The organism is Pseudomonas sp. P179 (assembly GCF_000478485.2).
Classification (GTDB): Bacteria; Pseudomonadota; Gammaproteobacteria; order Pseudomonadales; family Pseudomonadaceae; genus Pseudomonas; species Pseudomonas aeruginosa.
Genome location: NZ_KI517354.1, coordinates 4,091,457 through 4,110,894, shown reverse-complemented (window position 1 = coordinate 4,110,894; position 19,438 = coordinate 4,091,457). Strand labels below are relative to the sequence as shown.

Below are 19,438 nucleotides of genomic sequence, written 5' to 3'. Positions count from 1 at the left end.
ATGCAGCTCAGCCACCGCCCGGCGGAGACCGGTGACCTGGAGACGGTCGCCGGCTTCCCCCAGGACCGCGACGAACTCTTCTATTGCTACCCCAAGGCGATCTGGCCGTTCAGCGTCGCCCAGCTGGCCGCCGCCATCGCCGAACGCCGCGGCAGCACCGTGGCCGTGCACGACGGACAGGTGCTCGGCTTCGCCAACTTCTACCAGTGGCAGCACGGCGACTTCTGCGCCCTCGGCAACATGATGGTGGCGCCCGCCGCGCGCGGTCTGGGCGTGGCCCGCTACCTGATCGGGGTCATGGAAAACCTCGCCCGCGAACAGTACAAAGCGCGCCTGATGAAGATTTCCTGCTTCAACGCCAACGCCGCCGGGCTGCTGCTCTATACCCAGCTCGGCTACCAGCCGCGCGCCATCGCCGAACGCCACGATCCGGACGGCCGGCGCGTGGCGCTGATCCAGATGGACAAGCCCCTTGAACCCTGACACCCACGCCCAGCGCGTCCTCATCATCGTCTCCAGCGGCCCGAGCACCCCGGCCCGCTGCGCCGCGCCCTTCCACACCGCCACCCTGCTGGCCTGCATGGACGCCGAGGTGACCCTGTTCCTCAGCGGCGAAGGCGTGCAGTTGGCCCGCCGCGCCGTCGCCGACCAGTTGCGCGCGCTGGACGGCGGCGAGCCGCTGCGCCACTTCATCCGCCAGGCCCGCGAGGCCGGCGCGCGCCTGCTGATGTGCCGCCAACCCGGGGTGAACATCGACGAAAGCGAACTGATCGAGGAACTCGACGAAATCTCCAGCGGCGGCGAACTGGCACGGCTGATCCTCGAATCCGAGCGGGTGCTGACCCTATGAGCGCGAACCTGCACGGCCTGGAGTTCCCCGACGGGCTGTTCTACGCCCCGGACTACAACCTGTGGTTGCGCGAGGAAGTCGACGGCAGCCTGACCCTGGGCCTGAGCGCCTACGGCTGCGCGCTGTATGGCGAAATCTTCGCCTTCACCCCCAAGCGCGACGGCTGGCACATCGAACGCGACCGCAGCTTCGGCGTGGTCGAGTTCGCCAAGGCTGCCTCCTCGGCCCGCAGCCCGTTGGCCGGGACCCTGCTGGCGAGCAACCCGGCGGTGGTCAAGCGCCCGGCGCTGATCAACCGGGATTGCTACGGCGAGGGCTGGATGGTACGGCTGCAACCGGACGACTGGGCCTCGGCGCGGAGCGCGTTTCTCCAGGGAGACGCGGCTCGGGAGGCATTCGCCGAGCGCATGCGCCTGGATGGGTTCGATCCGCAGCATCCAGGGGTGCAGGCACTGGACTTCTGAGACTCCCGGGTTTTACCCGCACCCCGCTCGCGGAAGGCGGATAACGCCGCTGGCGTTATTCGCCCTACCCCAGCTCTCCATCGCCGCCAATCTCCCGCATATCCCCGGAGTCCGCCATGTCCTCACCCCAACCGCCCCGCTTCGACGGCCAACGCTGGAGCAACGCCGACGACGACCGCATCGAGGTGCTGCCTGCCGACCCCGCCTGGCCACAACACTTCGCCGCCGAAGCCGAGGCCATCCGCACGGCGCTGGCGCTGCCCGGGCTGGGCATCGAGCATGTCGGCAGCACCGCGGTGCCCGGGCTCGACGCCAAGCCGATCATCGACATCCTCCTGCTGCCGCCGCCCGGCCACGATCCGCAGCGGCTGGTAGCCCCGCTGGAGGGCCTCGGCTACCAGTTCTGGCGCGAGAACCCGAACACCCAGCGGATGTTCTTCGTCAAAGGCATGCCGCCCTTCGGCCATGGCCGCACCCACCATGTCCATGTCATGCCCCTGGCCCAGGCCGACCGCTACCTGCTGTTCCGCGACTGGCTGCGCAACCACCCCGACGACGCCCGCCTCTACGCCGAAACCAAGCACGCCCTGGCCCGCCGCTACCCCACCGACCGCGAGGCCTATACCCGTGGCAAGGACGAAGTCGTCGCAAGGATTCTCGGCCGGGCGCTGGCGGCGACGCGCACCCAATGATACAGAGTGGCCTGGTAAGGGGAGAACGCGAAATGCACGCCAGGGAACTGCGTGAAACGCTGGTCGCCGGCGCGGAATCGACGCCAGGCGGCCCCGCCGATACAGCCTATTTCGAGTCGCTGCGCAGCCGGGTAAGCAAGCCCCAGGACTGAGGCGGATAGCGTGCTTCGCTCACTACTGCGACTGTGCGAGCGCGGCTTCCACCAACCTCTCGATCACCTCCCCCACCCTCCCCGGCTCGCCAACCTCCACCCAGCGCAAATGCGCGAACCGCGGATCCTCGCGCAGGCCGGTGTATTTGCGGCGGTTGCCTGCGAAGGTGGTCCATGACCAGAGCAGGATCGAATCCCTGGAGCAGAACGCCATCCGCAGCGATTCACGGTTGCCGTGGGACAGGCGGGTGCGCAGCAGGCCCCGGGCCAGGGTGCGGCGAAGGACCCGGGAGAACACCGTCCAGCGCCCGAAATTCAGCCATACCACGTGGGTGGCGCGGCCCCAGAGCAACTCGCGGACGGCGCTGTAGTTGCCGTCGGCGACCCAGCGCGGCGCCGTCGTCGCCCGCTCCACGGCGTGCTCGAAGCGTTCGTGGGGCACGGCTTGCCAGCCGGGGCCCCAGTAGAGTCGGTCGAGTTCGACATGCGTACAACCCAGCCTGGCGGCCAGCGCGGCGGAGAAGGTCGACTTCCCGGCCCCGCTGGTGCCGACCACCACCACACGCAGCGGCGCGCCTCGCCCGGCCTCGACGCAGGTCATGCCTTGACCGCGACCAGCGTGTAGCACATCGGGATCGCCAGCGGTCCGTCCTCGTAGAGGTCGTAGAGTTCCTCGCGGTTCGAGTGCGGGTACTCCTTGAAGTGACTCAGGCGCAGGCCGGCGCCGAGCAACCCGCCGAGGATGTCGCCGAGCGGGTGGACGTACCAGTAGCTGGCGATGCCGGTATCGCTGCCGCTGCCTTCGTAGACGATGGCCTCCCGGGATACGTGGGGCGTGTCGGTGAAGTAGTCGTTGCGCAGTTCGAACGGTCGCTCCGACTCGGGTTCGAGCATCTCCAGGAACGGGTGGGTCTCATAGATCGCCAATTGCCCGCCCGGCTTCAGCAGGCCGCTCACCGAGGCGAAGAAGCGCGCGATGTCGGGCATCCAGTTGAGCACACCGATGGTGATCAGCAGCAGGTCGAACTGACCGTTCAGCTCGGCCGGCAGCTCGTAGGCATTGGCTTCGACGAAACGCGGCTGATGCGGCGAGCGCTCGGCCAGTTGCCGCGCCTGGGCGAGGAAGGCGGCGGACTGGTCGATCCCCACCGCCCGCGCGACGCCGAAGGCGTACAGCGAAAGCACTTCCCGGCCGTTGTTGCAGCCGACCTGGACCGCCGCCTTGCCGGCCAGGTCCAGATTGCGCAGCACGCCAGCCAGGGTCTTGTCCAGGCAACTGAAGCCGGTTTCCTGTACCGCCAGCGACAATTCCTGCCAGCCGCTGCCACGCAGGTGACTGTCGGCGGACGCGTCCCAGGCGCGTCGGTTGCTTTCCACCGCGTGTTCAAGATCCGTCATGCGAAAACCTCAGAAGTGTTCCCAGGAAGGCCAGCCGAGTCGCGAACCCGCAGCCCACTCAATCGCGGAATTGCAGCCCGATATGGGCTCGGCAGTCGCGTCGTTCCAGGCTGCCTTCCTGGAAAGCGCCGCAGGCGCGGTTTCTCAGAGGCAGCGTCTGTTCCACCACGGTCACCCGCACCTCGTTCGCCGGTTGGCGCTGCTCGGCGGGTCGCGGCGCCTGACGCCGGCCGTTCAGGTTGTCGGCCCCGCCTGGCGGGATGCGCCGGCGCGTCGCGGCGATCCGCCTGCATGCTCAATAGAGACCGGTGGCGCTGCCCCGCTCGAACAGCGGCACTTGGTTGGCCAGGATCATGTTGTAGCTGAGCATGAACGGCACCCCGCCGCCGCTTTCTGCGATCTGGCCTACCCAGCCGATGGGGTTGTTGAACAGCGATTCGTCGGGGCTGAGCACGCCGACGGCGGCGCTGTCCGGGTCGCCGTCCCAGGTCACGTCGCCCCAGTGCCAGCCGAGGCCACGCACGTACTGCGCGCCGATCAGCGCGCCGAGGGCGAAGACCGCCTCGTCGTCGAGGCTGCGCCCCTGCTCCCTCGCATCGCGCACGTAGTCGGTGACGGCGGCGACGATCTGCGCCGGCGTCTCGTCCGCGGCGACGCCAAGCAAGGCGAGCCCCTGTGCCTGCAGCTCCGCCAGTTGCTGTTGCAGGTCCGTTGAAAGCGGATTGATCTCGGCCATCCCTGTTCTCCCGAGGCAAGCGTGCGCACCCGTCCGTCGGGCGCGCCATGAAGCGCGTTATCTTACGGCTTCGCGGCGACGAAAGCGCCCTCCCCAGCCAAACGTAGCGCAGCCGCTAATCGCCTCTTCCCGGAAATGCTGCCTTCGGCTCTACTGGCGAATTTGTGCCATCCATACCCGAGACAGCCCCATGACGCTGATCGCCGCCGCCCAGAGCTGCGCCCACCCCGCCGACCTGCCACGCAACCTCGACGACCACCTGCGCCTGATGCGTATCGCCCAGGCACGGGGCGTGCGCCTGCTGGTGTTTCCCGAACTGTCGCTCACCGGCTACGAACCCAGCGCTGCCGCCGCCCTCGCCCAGCCGGCGGACACGCCCCTGCTGCAACCGCTGCGCCAGCTCGCCGAGCAGGCACGGATGACCACGGTGGTCGGCCTGCCGCTGCGCTCGCCGAAGCATGCCAAGCCGCTGATCGCCGCCCTGATCCTCGGAGCCGACGGCAGCCTCGGCGTCTATGCCAAGCAGCACCTGCACGCGGGCGAGGAACGCCACTTCTCAGCCGGCGACGGCGGCCCCCTGCTGGAGATCGACGGCCTGCCGATGGCGTTGGCGGTCTGCGCCGACTTCAGCCAACCCAGCCACCCGGCCCACGCCGCCCGTGCCGGCGCTCGCCTCTACATCGCCAGCGCGCTGATCGGAGAAAACGGCTACCCGGCCGACTCGGCCCTACTGGCCGGTTATGCCCGCGAGCACGGAATGGGCGTGCTGCTGGCCAACCATGGCGGGCCGACGGGTGGCTGGAAGGCGGCGGGCAGGAGTGCGTTTTGGAATGAGCGGGGAGCGCTGGTCAGGGAGACGACGGGGACGGGTGAGACGCTGCTTCTGCTGGAACGGACCGAGATAGACGCTTGATCCTGTGAGACACGATGGCCGCCGAAAGCGAGCGGAGAATTGGCGGAAGGCAGTGGGAGTCGAACCCACCCAGGAACGGCTGCCGTCCCCCACCGGATTTGAAGTCCGGCCACGCCACCGGGCGTGATTGCCTTCCTCTTTGATTTGCAAGAGGTTTTCCTCGAGACGGGAGCTTATCAGGCCGGGGTCCGAAGAAGAAATGCCGGATGTCATGGAAAGTCGTTCGCATGGCCGGGCGAGCAGAGCGTAGCCCAGCCTCGGAGCACTTCACAGGCGTTTCAGGCAATGGCAGTAGACGAAGTGCTGGACCCGGCCGGCGGGAGTGACGTGGTGTTCGTCGCGGTGCTCGGTGAGCTGGAAGGCGGAGCCGAACTCGGCGTGCAGTTCGTCGGCGTCGTAGCGCATGACTGGCAGGCCGCTGCATTCGGTCGGGCCGTCGGCGGCGAAGGTGGCGACGATCACGTGGCCGCCGTGGCGGACCGCCTTCATCACCTGGCGCACGTAGGCGCGGCGGGCTTCGGCAGTGGTAAGGAAGTGGAACACGGCGCGGTCGTGCCAGACATCGTAGGTGGCTTCCGGCAGGTCGACGCCGGTAATGTCGCCGGCGATCCAGCGCACCTCTTCGCCGCGCGCGCCGAGGCGGTTGCGGGCGACACGCAGGGCGGCGTCGGAAAGGTCGAGCACCGTCAGGTCGCCGAAGCCTTCGGCGAGCAGGCCGTCGACCAGGGTCGAGGCGCCGCCGCCGACATCGATGATCGCCGCCTCGCGGGGCGCGCCGATGCGTCGGATCAGGTCGAGAGACAGCGTGGCCTCGGCCTGGAACCAGCTCACCGCGTCGGACGGCTTGCTCTCGTATACCCGTTGCCAGTGCTCTCGTTCGGACATGACGACCTTCTCCGTGTTGCGCTGCGACCCATTACCCACCAAGGGCGTTAACGGCACATTAACGCCATAGGCGCTGTTGCGACAGGGCCGCTCCTCAACCGTAGGCACCGCGCAGTGACATCACGCCGCGCCTTCGCGCCGCCTGGCGGATCAGCAGTTCGCCCACTGCCAGGGCCAGCGCCACGCCGCCGACGATCTTGCCGGCGTAGGCCCAGTCCATCGGCGCGCCGGGGGTGACGACGAACAGGCAGATGCCGGCCAGCACATGCAGCGCGACGAACAGCGCCCAGAGACTGGCCAGGCGGTCGCCCAGCGGCATCCGGTAGGGCCGTGGACGCGGGTCGGCGCGGCGCAGGCGGACGAAGGCCAGGCACATCAGCACATAGGGCATCATGAAAACCATGGCGAAGATCGACAGCAGGGTCCAGAACAGTTCCTCGGCAGTGTGCGCCACCAGGCCGTAGAGCAGCAGCAGGACGATGCTCACCGCCGAGGCCAGCACCGCCGAGCCGATCGGCGTGCCGTGGCGCGAATGGACCACGCCGAACAGCGCCGGCAGCTCGCCGGCCTTGGCCGCTTCCACCGCGGCACGGTTGGTGCCCATGCTCCAGGTGACCATGTTGGTGAAGAGGGTGAACAGGACGAAGGCGCCGACCAGGTCGGCGAGCATCCCGCCGGCGCCGTCGTGGCCGTAGATGTTGTAGAGGGTATGGGCGAAGATCCGGGTGACGTCGGTTTCCTCGGCCGGTACCGCGGCCAGCACGCCGAGGGTGCCGAAGATGTTGAAGGCGCCGACGATCAGCCCGGAGATCAGCACCGCGCGCGGGATGTCGCGGCGCGCGTTGCGCATCTCCGCGGCGCTGCAACAGGCCAGCTCGGTCCCCATGATGCCATAGACCATCACTCCCAGCGCGGCCATCTGGCCCGGCGAGGACGGGACGATGGAGTCCAGGCTGAAGTCGTTGGCGAAGCCATGGTTCCAGCCGAAGTGCAGGCCGCCGACGCCCAGGGCGAGCACCGCGATCAGCTTGAGCAGCGCGCCGAGGTTCGGCAGCCACTTGCCCAGGCGCAGCGCGACCACGTTGAACGCCGCGGTGAGCAGCGCCAGGGCTATGCCGATGGCGATCTTGCCCCAGAGGCTCAGCTCGGGGAAATAGAAGGCGCCGAGCATGCTGCCGAACAGGGTGTAGACCGAAGGCATCCACAGTGCGTTGTTGACCCAGTACATCCATGACACCCGGGCCCCCCAGCGGAAGCCGAAGGCGCTGCGCACCCAGTGGTAGACGCCGCCGTTGGCGGGGAAGGCGGTGCCCAGCTCGGAGGTCATCATGGCCATCGGCAGGAACAGCAGGACCAGCACGTAGAGCCACCAGAACAGGCTCGACGGACCGAGGGAGGAAGCCAGGGCGATCTGGTCCATGAAGAGCATCGCCGAGACCGTGTAGAGCACCACATCGCGCAACCGCAGGACCTTGTTCTTGTTGTCGTCCATTGGGGTTCTCCTGAATGTTCGGGTGGGGCGCCGGCGGCGCCCCGGCGCTTACCGGTGACCGGCGCGGACAAGATCCTCCACGGTTTCCTCGATGCTCTCGCGCAGCACCCGGACCACGGTATCGACCTGTTCGCGGGTGAGGATCAGCGGCGGCGACATCACGTTCAGGTGGACGATCGGACGAACCAGCAGGCCGCGCTTCTGCGCCCGCAGGTGGACCCACTCGCCGATGTTCAGGCTTTCCGGAAACAGCGCCTTGCTCGCCTTGTCGGCGACGAACTCGACACAGGCCATGAAGCGCATCCCGCGCACGTCGCCGACGATGGGCAGGTCGCGGAGGCTTTGCAGGCGCTCCTCGAAGTAGCGGCCGACCTCGTCGGCGTGGGCGAGCAAGCCCTCGCGCTCGATGATCTCGATGTTCTTCAGCGCCGCCGCGCAGGCCACCGGGTGGCCGGAGTAGGTGAAACCATGGCTGAAGCAGCGGCCCTTGTCCGGCTCGGCGATCACCTCCCAGATGCGCCGGGAGAAGATGCACGCGCCCAGCGGCTGGTAGCCGGAGGTGAGGCCCTTGGCGGTGAGGATGATGTCCGGCTGTACGCCGAACACCGCCTGGCTGGCGAAGAAGTGGCCGAGGCGGCCGAAGGAGGTCACCACTTCGTCGGAGATGTACAGCACGTCGTAGCGCTGGCACAGCTCCCACATCCGCCGGTGGTAGCCCGCGGGCGGGACGATCACGCCGCCGGAGCCGAACACCGGCTCGGAGATGAACGCCCCCACCCGGTCGGCACCGAGTTCGAGGATCTTGCGTTCGAACTCCTCCACCAGGCCATCGAGGAACTCGGCCTCGCCCACTCCTTCCGGAGCGCGGTAGTAGTAGGGACAGGCAAGGTGGTGGATGCGCTCGTCGAGGAAGTCGAACTCGGCCGGCCGGTCGGCGCTCTTGCCGCCCAGCGACATGCCGAGGAAGGTCGAGCCGTGGTAGGCGTTGATCCGCGTGATGACGTGCTTCTTGGCGCGCTTGCCGCGGCAGTTCTGGTAGTAGTGCATGAGGCGGATCGCGGTGTCCACGGCGGTGGAACCGCCGGTGGTGAGGAACACGTGGTCGAGGTCGCCGGGGGCCAGCTCGGCGAGCTTGCGGCAGAGTTCGATGGCACGCGGGTTGGCCATGTCGCAAAAGGGATTGGAATAGGCCAGCAGGCGGGTCTGCTCGGCCACGGTGCGAGCCATTTCCTCGCGCCCCAGGCCGATGTTGGTGCACCACATGCCGCCCACCGCGTCGAGGTAGCGGTTGCCGGCGGTGTCGTAGATATAGGCGCCGTCGCCGGCGGCGATGTTCAGCGAGCCGTTGACGCGGTGGTCGTCGAACACGTGGTAGCCGTGCATGTAGTGGGCCTGGTCGGCACGGACCAGGTCGGCGTCGCCGAGGGGGGACGTGGCGTGCAGTCTTGCGTTCATCGGGCTGTCGCTCTTCTCGGATGGATGCTCCGAGGGTGCAAGAGCACCGCGCGGCGGGCCATACCCCATTTTGGGGTAAGCGCTGGGTGCGGCCGACGCGGCTTGCTATCCTGCGGCGACAACGACAAGAACGAGCCGTACCGTCCATGCAGGCCATCGCCCCGAACGCGCTCGACCGCTGGCACGAACACCTGGCGCTGGCGATCCGGCGCCTGCGCCAACCCGACTTCCTCGCCGCGCTGGTCGACGCCATCCACCAACTGGTGCCGATCGAGTCGAGCATGATCAGCCTGGAACGCAAGGGCCACGCGCCCACCCTGCTCTACGAGCGCGGCATCGCCGAGCGCTTCCGCGAGGCGATCATCCGCCGCTACTTCTCCCGCGGCTACCTGCTCGACCCTTTCTGCCTGGCGGTGGAGGAAGGCCTTCCGGAAGGCTTCTACACCCTCGGCGAGATCGCCCCCGACGACTTCTTCCAGAGCGCCTACTACCAGACCTACTACCTCGGCGCCGGAGCGGTGGAGGACGTCTACTACATCCTCGACCTCGGCCCTACCGAGAAGCTCTCGATCTGTCTCTACAACGGCCTTTCGGCGAGCCGCTACAGCGACGCCCAGGTCGCCGCCCTCGCCGGCCTGGCGCCGCCGGTGCTGGAGCTGGCCCGGCAGTTCTGCGCCGGGCGCGCCGACCTCTCGCCGAACCCGCAGGCCGACCTCGCCCCGCGCCTTCAGGAAGTGCTGCGCGGCTTCGGTCGCGACGTGCTCACCGACCGCGAACGCGAGGCCTGCCACCTGCTGCTCAGCGGCCACTCGGCGAAATCCAGCGCGCGGCTGATGGACATCTCCCCGGAGACCGTGCGCATGCACCGGAAGAATCTCTACACCAAGCTGGAAGTCGGCTCGCAGTCGGAACTGTTCGCGCTGTTCATCGAGTGCCTGAGCCAGGGGCAGCGCGTCGGCCCCTGAGACTCAGGGCGAGACGCCGCCGAGCAACTGTTCGGCCAGCGCCGAGCCCTCGCGCAGGCGACGGTCGTTGCCGATGCGGCGGGTCAGGCCGATGCGGTCGAAGTGCTCGAGGATCTGGATGCTGCGCTTGCGGCCGATGCCCAGGCGGTCGCGGAATTCCGCCGGGCGGATCAGCCCGGCGGGGTCGCGCACCTGCACGGCGATCTCGGCCAATTGACGCAGGGTGGCTTCCGGGTAGAACAGGTCGCGCACCACCTGCTGCAACTGGCCCAGGCGTGCCAGCTTGCGCAGCAGGTTGCGCATGACGGCTTCATCCTGGCGCAGCTCGCGGGCCAGGTCGCGGACCCAGGGCGGGTCGTAGCGGCCGGCTTCGAGCAGCGGCCAGAGGCGCGCGCGCAGTTGCTCCTCGCTATCGCTCAGGCGCACTTCGTGGCCGGGCAGGTGCAGCCAGGGCCCGCTGCTGTGCACATCGCCGCCGGCCAGGGCGGCGTCGAGCAGGGCGATGAACACCGGCCGCTCCAGCTGCGGCAAGGCGTAGCGACGCAGGCGGTCGCGGTCGGGACCGAGTTCGTCCGGTAGCTCTTCGTGGAAGCGCCGCAGGCCGGCGAGCAGTTGCTCGACCAGGGCGAACCAGCGCTCCCCGGCGAACAACCGGGGGCCGAGGCGGGTCTGCACCTCGACCACCTCTTCCGGCAGCCGCCAGTGCTCGCGCGGGCGGTTGAAGGATTGCACCAGGCGTTGCGGGTCGAGGCCGTTCTCGGCCGCGCCGAGCAAGGTCGGCAGCGCCTCCTCCAGGCTTTCCTGGCGCAGCGCCTGAAGCTGTGCCAGACGTGCCGGCGTTCGTCGGTTGCGCGCCGGCGCGGCGCCGTCGAGCACCCGCCCGCCGCCAAGGGTGCGCTGCGCCGACTGGTCGCGCAGCACCAGGCGGTCGCCATGCAGGGCCTGGATCGGCGCGTTCAGCACCAGTTGGGCGAAGGCGCGGTGGCCAGGCTCCAGTTGTTCGCCTTCGAGCAGGGCCAGGCGCCCGGTGACGTCCTGGGTGCCCAGGTGCAGGTGCACCGGGGTCCAGTGGGTGAAGTCGCGGAGTTCGTCGGGCAACAGGCGGAAGTCGATGTCGACCCGCGTGGTCGGCGCGTGCAGCGCGGCCTGCAGCAGCCAGTCGCCGCGCTGGATCTGTTCCAGCGCGAGGCGCTCGCCGGCGATGTTCAAGGCCACGCGCTGGCCGGCCCAGGCCTGTTGCGCGGGCCGGTTCTGCGCGTGCAGGCCGCGCACCCGCACCGGCCGTCCGGCGTTGCCGAGGAGCAGTTCGTCGCCCACCGCGACCTGTCCGGAGAAGGCCGTACCGGTGACCACGATGCCGCTGCCGGCGACGCTGAAGGCCCGGTCCACCGCCAGGCGGAAGTATCCCTCGCGGCTACGCTCGCGGACTTCGCCGGCGAGCCCGCCGAGTGCTTCGCGCAACGCCTCGACGCCCTCCCCGGTGCTGCTGGAGAGCGGGAAGATCGGCGAGCGCGCCAGCGGGCCGGAGGCCAGCAGGTGTTCGACCTGGGTCCGCACCTGCTGCACCCGCTGCGGCTCGACCCGGTCGATCTTGGTCAGCGCCACCAGCGCCCGGCGGATACCGAGCAGTTCGACGATCGCCAGGTGCTCGCGGGTCTGCGGCATCAGGCCGTCGTCGGCGGCCACCACCAGCAGCACGCAATCGATGCCGCTGGCGCCGGCCAGCATGTTGTGGACGAAGCGCTCGTGGCCGGGCACGTCGATGAAGCCGGTGGGGCTGCCGTCGCCAAGGTCGGCGTAGAGATAGCCCAGGTCGATGGTGATCCCGCGTTGGCGCTCGGCCGGGCGGCGGTCGCCCTCGATGCCGGTGAGGGCGCGCAGCAGCGAGGTCTTGCCGTGGTCGATGTGCCCGGCGGTGCCGACGATCACGACAGCTCGCTCCGCAGTCGCGGCAACTGGGCGAGGAACGCCGGCTCGTCGTCGAGCTGGCGCAGATCGAGCCAGAGGGCGTCGTCGTCGAGCCGACCGATCACCGGCAGCGGCAGCCCGCGCAGGGCTTCCTCGAGGTTGCGCAGGGCGCGTCCGCGCAGGCGCCTGGGCTGCCGCGGACGCAGGCACAGCGCGGCGCTGGCCAGCCGCGCCACCGGCTGCGCGCCGCTGCCGATCATGCCCAGGGCGTCGACCACAGCGACCTCCCAGCCCTCGCCGAGCGCCTCGCCCAGCGCCGGCGCCAGACGCTCGGCCTGGGCGCGGATCTCCGCCGCCGGGCGGCTGAGCAGGCGCAGGGTGGTCAGGCGTTCGGCGAGGCGGTCCGGATCGCGGTACAGGCCGAGCACCGCCTCGAGGGCGGCGAGGGTCAGCTTGTCGACGCGCAGGGCGCGCTTGAGCGGGTTCTTCTTGATCCGCCCGATCAGTTCTCGGTTGCCGAGGATCAGCCCGGCCTGGGGCCCGCCGAGCAATTTGTCGCCGCTGAAGGTAACGATGTCGGCGCCGTCGGCCAGGGCTTCCTGCACCGTCGGTTCCTTGGGCAAGCCCCAGCGGGTCAGGTCCACCAGGGTGCCGCTGCCGAGGTCTTCCAGCAGCGGCAGGCCATGGCCATGGGCGATGGCCGCCAGTTGCGCGGTGGGCACGCTGGCGGTGAAGCCCTGGACGCTGTAGTTGCTGGTATGCACGCGCATCAGCAGGCCGCTGCGCGGGCCGATGGCGGCTTCGTAGTCCCTGGCGTGGGTGCGGTTGGTGGTGCCCACCTCGTGCAAGCGCACGCCGGCGCGGGCCATGATGTCGGGAATGCGGAAGGCACCGCCGATCTCGATCAGCTCGCCGCGCGAGATGATCCCTTCCTTGCGCGCCCCCAGGCTGTTCAGCGCCAGCAGCACCGCCGCCGCGTTGTTGTTGACCACGGTGACTGCCTCGGCGCCGGTGAGTTCGCGGATCAGCCCGGCGATCAGGTCGTCGCGGTCGCCGCGCTTGCCGCTGGCCAGGTCGAACTCCAGGTTCAGCGGGTAGCGCGCGGCCAGGGTGATCGCCTCGACGGCCTCGTCCGGCAGCAGGGCGCGGCCGAGGTTGGTATGCAACACCGTGCCGGTCAGGTTGAACACCCGCCGCACGCGGCTGGCATGCTGCGCGGCGAGGCGTTCGCCGGCGCGCCCGGCGAGCACCGCCTCGCTCAGTTCGATCTCGGCGAGGGCACCGCGTCGGGCCGGCTCGCGCAGTTCGTCGAGCAGGTCGCGGAGGGTCGCCAGCAACGCCTCGCGGCCGTAGCGCTGGTGCAGGGGAGCGGCCGCCGCGCTGCGCAGCAGGCGGTCGACCGAAGGCAAGCGAACGGAACTCATGGAGAAACCTTATCCACAGGGTAGGGTCACCGACACGCCCATCATAGACGCGTCGGCGCATGCCCGCAGCGTCTTCGGCTATTCGCCGCCGGGGGCCAGCAACAGGTTCGGCGAACGCCGCAGGTAGCCGTCCTCGGCCAGGCGCATGTCCAGCGCCAGGCTGGCCAGGTCGTCGGCAAGGGCATCGGCGTGGCGGTCGAACTCCAGGTAGAACTGCTTCAGGTAGCCCTGGCAACTGGGGCAGGTCTCGGCGCGCAGCACGGCTTTTTCCGCCGGCTGCCCGTCATGCTCCAGGGACAGGTAGGCCAGGTGCTTGCTTTCCTCGCAGTGGCTGCACTTGATCCGCACGTAGTGCCATTCGCAGGCGCACAGCGAGCAGCTCAGGTAGCGCAGACCGGTTTCCTTGCCGCCCTGGCGGATCATCCCGGCCATCGGCGGCGAGCCGCAGGCGGGGCACAGGGTCCGGCTCTCGGTCTCGACCACCGCGCCCTCCTCCAGTCCCAGCAGCCAATGGCTCCAGGCTACCTGCAGGGCGGCGCCGAGGAACGGCACCAGGGCCGCCGGCAGGAGGTCGAACTGACCGCTGAGCAAGGCGATGGCCCAGGCCTTGCGCTGGCCTTCATCGGCTTCGCGCAATTGTTCGAGTGCCGCGCCGACGGCGGCGTTGGCCGGTGCCGGGTAGCCCGCGAGCAGTGCATCCAGCCAGGGCAGCCAGGCGCCTTCGCGCACCAGCAGGTCGTAGGCCAGCGGCGGCATGCCGTGCTCGCGGCTCTTGCGCAGGCGCTCGGGGTCGAGCGGGGCCAGGGCCGGCGGGTTGTCCAGCAGCGCCTGCTGGAGCCGGCAGAGACCGGCGACCAGCCGCAGGTAGTCGCCCATCGGGTGCCCCTCGGCCAGTTGCAGCAGACGCTCGCCGCGGCGGGCGAACAGGTCGCGCGACAGCTGGTGCAGGTGCGGGGGAATGTTGGCGGCGGCTTCGATCTGCCCCGGCTGAAGAATGGTGCGTGACACGGGAACTCCTCGGGTCTGCGCCGGCGGGCCGGTGGGCCGCGCCGCAACGATCGGGCGCCCGGAGGGGCGCGGAATGAATGCAAAGGCCCCATCGCTGGGGCCTCCGGTCGGGCGATGGCGACACTATACGCGTCAGTGCTCCTCGCCCTTGCCGACTTCCTTCAGCCAGCCGTTATGGTGCTTGCGCGCCCAGGCGCGGCTGACCTTGCCGTAGAGCATCGCGCCCATCGAGCCCTTGACCCAGATGCCGGCGTAGATGTGCACGATGATGCTGGCGATCAGGACGAAGGCGGCGAAGGCGTGCAGGAGCGCCGACAGGCGGATCGCCTCGATGCCGAACCAGGCGCTGAAGTACTGGCGCCAGATCACGATGCCGGTGACCAGCAGGGTCAGCATGCTCAGCAGCAGCACCCAGAACAACAGCTTCTGCCCGGCGTTGTAGCGGCCGACTTCCGGGAGGTTCTCCTCGCGGTTGCTGACCACGTCGCGCCACTGCTTGAGCCACTGGATATCGCTCTTCTGCACCCGGTTGTGGTGGGCGAAGCGCACCACCAGGCCGAGGAAGAAGACGAACATCGCCAGCCCCAGGAAGGGGTGCAGGATACGCGTCCAGGGACCGCCGCCGAACAGGTTGGTCAGCCAGAACAGCGCCGGGTGGAACAGCGCCAGCCCGGACAACCCGGCCATGAAGAACAGGATCGCCACGGCCCAGTGGTTGCTGCGCTCGTTGGCGTTGTAGCGCTGGATTTCATTTTTCATTTCCGACTCCTCGAGAGCGCCGCCGCTGCCGCCGGGTCGCGGAGGACCGGCGGCAACGCCCGCGCGCAGGCTCAACGACGCTCGTGCGGGTCAAAGGTGTGTACCGACGGATCGACCTGGTGCACCGGTGCCTCGGCTTGCCCGTGGTCTTCCTCGTCGTCCGCGCGGTTGGGACCGACGCGCACATAGTGGAAGAACCCGGCGAGCACCGTGGCGCCCATGGCCAGCAGCGCCAGCGGCTTGGTCACGCCCTTCCACAGGCTGACCAGCGGGCTGACGCTCGGCTGGTCGGCCAGGCCGGCATAGAGCGACGGCTTGTCGGCGTGGTGCAGCACGTACATCACGTGGGTGCCGCCCACCCCTTCGGGGTCGTACAGGCCGGCGTTCTCGTAACCGCGGCTCTTCAGGTCGACGATGCGTTCGGCGGCGTGTTCCTTCATGTCCTCCTTGCTGCCGAAGACGATGGCGCCGGTCGGGCAGGTCTTCACGCAGGCCGGCTCCATGCCCACCGAGACGCGGTCGGAACACAGGCTGCACTTGTAGGCCTTGTGGTCCTTCTGCGAGATCCGTGGGATGTCGAACGGGCAACCGGTGATGCAGTAGCCGCAACCGATGCACTTGTCCTGGTTGAAGTCGACGATGCCGTTGGCGTACTTCACGATCGCCCCCGGGCTCGGGCAGGCCTTCAGGCAGCCCGGCTCGGCGCAGTGCATGCAGCCATCCTTGCGGATCAGCCACTCGAGGTTGCCGGCCTCGTTCTCGTGCTCGGTGAAACGCATCACCGTCCACGAGTCGGCCGTCAGGTCCATGGGGTTGTCGTAGGTGCCGTGGTTGTGGCCGACCTCGTCGCGCAGCTCGTTCCATTCCGAGCAGGCGACCTGGCAGGCCTTGCAACCGATGCACTTGGACACGTCGATCAGTTTCGCCACTTCCTCCTGGTTCCGCACCGAGGGCATCGGCGTGGTGGTCGCGGAGCGGGCGTGGATGTCCTGACTACTCATGTTTCACCTCACGCCTTTTCCACGTTGACCAGGAACGACTTGAACTCCGGCGTCTGGGTATTCCCGTCGCCCACGAAGGGGGTCAGGGTGTTGGCCAGGAAGCCGTTGCGCGCCATGCCGGCGAAGCCCCAGTGGATCGGGATGCCGACGTGGTGCACGGTCTTGCCGTCCACCTGCAGCGGGCGGATGCGCTTGGTCACCACCGCCACCGCCTTGATGTAGCCGCGGTTGGAGGAGACCCTGACCTTGTCGCCGGCATTGATGCCCAGCTCCTTGGCCAGCGCCTCGCCGATCTCGACGAACTGCTCGGGCTGGGTGATCGCATTCAGCCGGCAGTGCTTGGTCCAGTAGTGGAAGTGCTCGGTGAGCCGGTAGGTGGTCGCCGCGTAGGGGAACTCGTCGGCCGTGCCGAACAGTTCCATGTCGTTCTTGAACACCCGTGCCGCCGGGTTGCTGATCGCCTTGCGGTTGTCGCGGTGCAAGGGGTTCACCCCGATCGGCGTCTCGAACGGCTCGTAGTGCTCGGGGAACGGGCCTTCGGCCATCTTGTCGACGGCGAACAGGCGGGCCACCCCTTCGGGGTTCATGATGAACGGGTTCATCCCGGCTTCCGGCGGTACGTCGGCCTTGTAGTCGGGCACGTCGGTGCCGCCCCAGGACTTGCCGTTCCACCACACCAGGCGCTTCTTCTCCGGGTCCCACGGCTTGCCGCTGACGTCGGCCGAGGCGCGGTTGTAGAGAATCCGCCGGTTCGCCGGCCAGGCCCAGGCCCAGCCGAGGGTCTGGCCCATGCCGTAGGGGTCGCTGTTGTCGCGGCGGCCCATCTGGTTGCCCTGCTGGGTCCAGGAGCCGGCGAAGATCCAGCAGCCGCTCGCCGTGCTGCCGTCGTCGCGCAGCAGGGCAAAGCCCGGCAACTGCTCGCCGGCCTTGGCCAGGATCATGCCGTTGGCCGGGTCGACCAGGTCGCTCAGGGCCTTGCCGTTGAACTCCCGGGCCAGTTCGTCCGGGCCCGGTTCGTCGGGCTTGAGGTAGGACCAGTCGAGGCCGAGGATCGGGTCGGGGAAGGCCCCGCCGTCCTTGCGGTACATCTCGCGCAGGCGGTGGAACAGCCCGGCCATGATGGCGATGTCCGGACGCGCCTGGCCCGGCGGCTCGGCGCCCTTCCAGTGCCACTGCAACCAGCGGCCGCTGTTGACGATCGAGCCGTCTTCCTCGGCGAAGCAGGAGGTGGGCAGGCGGAACACCGTGGTCTTGATGCTGGCGGTGTCGACGTCGTTGTACTCGCCGACGTTGCGCCAGAACTCCGAGGTCTCGGTCACCAGCGGGTCCATCACCACCATCCACTTCAGGCGCGCCAGCGCGGCGCCGACCTTGGCCTTGTTGGGGAACGAGGCGATGGGGTTGAAGCCCTGGCAGAAGTAACCGTTGACCTTGCCCTGGTACATCATGTCGAAGTAGCGCAGCACGTCGTAGCCGGCGCCCGGCATGTCGAGCTTGGGCAGCCAGTCGTAGCACCAGTTGTTTTCCTTGGTCGCCGACTTGCCGAACCAGGCCTTCATCAGGCTGACGTGGAACTTGCCGTAGTTCTGCCAGTAGGACAGCTGTCCCGGGCGCAGCGGCTTGGCCGTGCGCTTGGCGATGTAGGTGTCGTAGTCCTGCTCGGCGTCCATCGCCAGGGTCAGATAGCCCGGCAGCGAGTTGGACAGCAGGCCGAGGTCGGTCAGGCCCTGGATGTTGGAGTGGCCGCGCAGGGCGTTCATGCCGCCGCCGGGCATGCCGATGTTGCCCAGCAGCAGCTGGACCATCGCGCCGGTGCGGATCATCTGCGCGCCTACCGAGTGCTGGGTCCAGCCCAGGGCGTACATGATGGTCATGACCTTGCCCGGCTTGGAGGTCTCGGCGATTTCCGCCCAGACCTTGAGCATCATGTCCTTCGGCGTACCGCAGATGTTGCTCACCACGTCCGGGGTGTAGCGGCTGTAGTGCTGCTTGAGCAGGTTGAACACGCAGCGCGGGTGGGTCAGGGTCGGGTCGACCTTGGCATAGCCGTCCTCACCGATCTCGTAGCCCCAGGAGGACTTGTCCGGGTAGGTCCGCTTCTCGGCGTCGTAGCCGTTGAACAGGCCGTCCTCGAAGCTGAAGCCTTCCTTCACGATGAACGAGACATCGGTGTAGTTGCGCACGTATTCGTGCTGGATCTTGTCGTTTTCCAGCAGGTAGTTGATCAGGCCGCCGAGGAAGGCGATGTCGGTGCCGGTCCGGATCGGCGCGTAGTAGTCGGCGACCGAGGCGGAACGGGTGAAACGCGGATCGACCACCAGCAGCCGCGCCTTGTTGTGCGCCTTGGCTTCGGTGACCCATTTGAATCCGCACGGGTGGGCTTCGGCGGCGTTGCCGCCCATGATCAGCACCAGATCGGCATTCTTGATGTCGGTCCAGTGGTTGGTCATGGCTCCACGGCCAAACGTCGGGGCAAGACTTGCCACCGTCGGGCCGTGTCAGACACGCGCCTGGTTGTCGAATCCCAGGATGCCGAGGGAGCGCATCACCTTGTGGGTGATGTAGCCGGCCTCGTTGGACGAGGCGGACGCGGCGAGGAAGCCGGTGGTCAACCAGCGGTTGACGGTCTGGCCCTGCTCGTTCTTCTCGACGAAGTTGGCGTCGCGGTCTTCCTTCATCAGCTTGGCGATGCGCTCGAGGGCTTCGTCCCACTCGATGCGCTTCCACTCGCTGGAGCCGGCCTCGCGCACTTCCGGATACTTCAGGCGGTTCGGGCTGTGGATGTAGTCCAGCAGGCCGGCGCCTTTCGGGCAGAGGGTGCCGCGGTTGACCGGATGGTCGGCGTCGCCCTCGATATGGATGATGTTCTGCGCGACGTTCTTGGCGCCGTCGCCCTGGCTGTACATGATCAGGCCGCAACCGACCGAACAGTAGGTACAGGTGTTGCGGGTCTCGACCGTGTGCGCCAGCTTGAAGTGGCGGACCTGGTCGGCGAAGGCCTCCGTGGGGGCCATCCCGAGCGCCGCAAGGCTCGATCCTCCAAGGCCTATACCGCAGACCTTGAAGAATTGCCGACGGTTCATATCCATCGTGCATCTCCTGCATCAGGCAAAGGACACCCGGGACATGGCCGGATGTCTCTGGTTAAAAGATAGCCAGCCTGGCGAGGTACGCCAGCCGGGCATGGCTACGGGGCAGCGAACCCTACACGAACGCTGGGTTTTTCTGCCTTGACCGGAGTCATTACACGGCGGCGCAAACCTTGTCCAGCAAGGTGCGCGGAATCGGGACAGGTCCGAACGCCGCGAGGCGCGCGAACAGGAGGTGATATCCAGG

The 19,438-nt window shown here is 68.3% G+C and carries 17 protein-coding genes, 1 tRNA gene and 1 pseudogene; 6 read left to right on the top strand and 13 right to left on the bottom strand.

Annotated elements, in window-relative coordinates; all coding sequences use genetic code 11:
- From HMPREF1224_RS31365 to HMPREF1224_RS31350, 4 genes and pseudogenes are all read left to right on the top strand, one after another.
- Window positions 1-483 carry a GNAT family N-acetyltransferase gene (locus tag HMPREF1224_RS31365; RefSeq protein ID WP_003111411.1) on the top strand — a complete coding sequence of 161 codons (483 nt, stop codon included), beginning with the start codon at window positions 1-3 and terminating at the stop codon, window positions 481-483.
- Complete coding sequence (locus tag HMPREF1224_RS31360) at window positions 473-850, top strand: DsrE family protein (protein ID WP_003095286.1); 378 nt, start codon at window positions 473-475, stop codon at window positions 848-850. Before HMPREF1224_RS31365 ends, HMPREF1224_RS31360 begins: the two co-directional genes overlap by 11 nt.
- On the top strand, window positions 847-1,314 hold the full coding sequence (locus HMPREF1224_RS31355; RefSeq protein WP_003102267.1) for a glycine cleavage system protein H: 468 nt from the start codon (window positions 847-849) through the stop codon (window positions 1,312-1,314). Before HMPREF1224_RS31360 ends, HMPREF1224_RS31355 begins: the two co-directional genes overlap by 4 nt.
- Window positions 1,315-1,430: 116 nt before the next feature.
- Window positions 1,431-2,158, top strand: a pseudogene (locus HMPREF1224_RS31350) (GrpB family protein).
- Window positions 2,159-2,180: 22 nt separating this feature from the next.
- Here the strand turns inward: HMPREF1224_RS31350 and HMPREF1224_RS31345 are convergent.
- From HMPREF1224_RS31345 to HMPREF1224_RS31335, 3 genes are all read right to left on the bottom strand, one after another.
- Window positions 2,181-2,786 (bottom strand): P-loop NTPase family protein, encoded by a 606-nt coding sequence (locus HMPREF1224_RS31345; RefSeq protein WP_196495816.1) that lies wholly within the window; start codon window positions 2,784-2,786, stop codon window positions 2,181-2,183.
- Window positions 2,756-3,556 (bottom strand): class I SAM-dependent methyltransferase, encoded by an 801-nt coding sequence (locus HMPREF1224_RS31340; RefSeq protein ID WP_010793733.1) that lies wholly within the window; start codon window positions 3,554-3,556, stop codon window positions 2,756-2,758. Before HMPREF1224_RS31340 ends, HMPREF1224_RS31345 begins: the two co-directional genes overlap by 31 nt.
- A gap of 295 nt (window positions 3,557-3,851) precedes the next feature.
- Window positions 3,852-4,220: a hypothetical protein gene (locus tag HMPREF1224_RS31335; RefSeq protein WP_003114628.1), complete on the bottom strand. Its 369-nt coding sequence runs from the start codon at window positions 4,218-4,220 to the stop codon at window positions 3,852-3,854.
- A 262-nt stretch (window positions 4,221-4,482) separates the two neighbouring features.
- Here HMPREF1224_RS31335 and HMPREF1224_RS31330 point away from each other — a divergent pair, with 262 nt between their 5' ends.
- Window positions 4,483-5,205 (top strand): carbon-nitrogen hydrolase family protein, encoded by a 723-nt coding sequence (locus tag HMPREF1224_RS31330; protein ID WP_003102286.1) that lies wholly within the window; start codon window positions 4,483-4,485, stop codon window positions 5,203-5,205.
- A gap of 40 nt (window positions 5,206-5,245) precedes the next feature.
- Here HMPREF1224_RS31330 and HMPREF1224_RS31325 read toward each other — a convergent pair.
- The 4 genes from HMPREF1224_RS31325 to HMPREF1224_RS31310 all read right to left on the bottom strand — a co-directional run bounded on the left by HMPREF1224_RS31325 (window position 5,246) and on the right by HMPREF1224_RS31310 (window position 9,037).
- Window positions 5,246-5,341: transfer RNA gene (locus HMPREF1224_RS31325), tRNA-Sec, on the bottom strand.
- Window positions 5,342-5,472: 131 nt separating this feature from the next.
- Window positions 5,473-6,090: a class I SAM-dependent methyltransferase gene (locus HMPREF1224_RS31320; RefSeq protein WP_003095305.1), complete on the bottom strand. Its 618-nt coding sequence runs from the start codon at window positions 6,088-6,090 to the stop codon at window positions 5,473-5,475.
- 94 nt (window positions 6,091-6,184) lie between these two features.
- Window positions 6,185-7,582 carry an APC family permease gene (locus tag HMPREF1224_RS31315; RefSeq protein ID WP_010793732.1) on the bottom strand — a complete coding sequence of 466 codons (1,398 nt, stop codon included), beginning with the start codon at window positions 7,580-7,582 and terminating at the stop codon, window positions 6,185-6,187.
- A 48-nt stretch (window positions 7,583-7,630) separates the two neighbouring features.
- A complete protein-coding gene (locus tag HMPREF1224_RS31310) occupies window positions 7,631-9,037 on the bottom strand; it encodes an aminotransferase (protein ID WP_003111398.1) in 1,407 nt (468 codons plus the stop codon).
- A gap of 281 nt (window positions 9,038-9,318) precedes the next feature.
- On the opposite strand from HMPREF1224_RS31310, the gene HMPREF1224_RS31305 reads away from it, so the two are divergent.
- Window positions 9,319-10,002 carry a helix-turn-helix transcriptional regulator gene (locus tag HMPREF1224_RS31305; RefSeq protein WP_003123516.1) on the top strand — a complete coding sequence of 228 codons (684 nt, stop codon included), beginning with the start codon at window positions 9,319-9,321 and terminating at the stop codon, window positions 10,000-10,002.
- 3 nt (window positions 10,003-10,005) lie between these two features.
- Here HMPREF1224_RS31305 and selB read toward each other — a convergent pair whose 3' ends face one another.
- The 6 genes from selB to fdnG form a co-directional block, all read right to left on the bottom strand.
- Entirely contained in the window at window positions 10,006-11,931 is a 1,926-nt protein-coding gene (gene selB / locus HMPREF1224_RS31300) for a selenocysteine-specific translation elongation factor (RefSeq protein ID WP_003102294.1), read from the bottom strand.
- Entirely contained in the window at window positions 11,928-13,334 is a 1,407-nt protein-coding gene (gene selA, locus HMPREF1224_RS31295; protein ID WP_010793731.1) for an L-seryl-tRNA(Sec) selenium transferase, read from the bottom strand. Before selA ends, selB begins: the two co-directional genes overlap by 4 nt.
- A gap of 78 nt (window positions 13,335-13,412) precedes the next feature.
- Window positions 13,413-14,342, bottom strand: coding sequence for a formate dehydrogenase accessory protein FdhE (gene fdhE, locus HMPREF1224_RS31290; RefSeq protein ID WP_010793730.1), 930 nt, complete (start codon window positions 14,340-14,342; stop codon window positions 13,413-13,415).
- A gap of 132 nt (window positions 14,343-14,474) precedes the next feature.
- Entirely contained in the window at window positions 14,475-15,101 is a 627-nt protein-coding gene (locus tag HMPREF1224_RS31285; RefSeq protein WP_003095316.1) for a formate dehydrogenase subunit gamma, read from the bottom strand.
- 71 nt (window positions 15,102-15,172) lie between these two features.
- The gene (gene fdxH, locus HMPREF1224_RS31280) at window positions 15,173-16,102 is read right to left on the bottom strand and encodes a formate dehydrogenase subunit beta (protein WP_003106793.1); all 930 of its coding nucleotides are present in this window, start codon (window positions 16,100-16,102) and stop codon (window positions 15,173-15,175) included.
- Window positions 16,103-16,110: 8 nt separating this feature from the next.
- On the bottom strand, window positions 16,111-19,191 hold the full coding sequence (gene fdnG, locus HMPREF1224_RS31275; protein WP_078451210.1) for a formate dehydrogenase-N subunit alpha: 3,081 nt from the start codon (window positions 19,189-19,191) through the stop codon (window positions 16,111-16,113).
- Window positions 19,192-19,438: the final 247 nt, after the last annotated feature.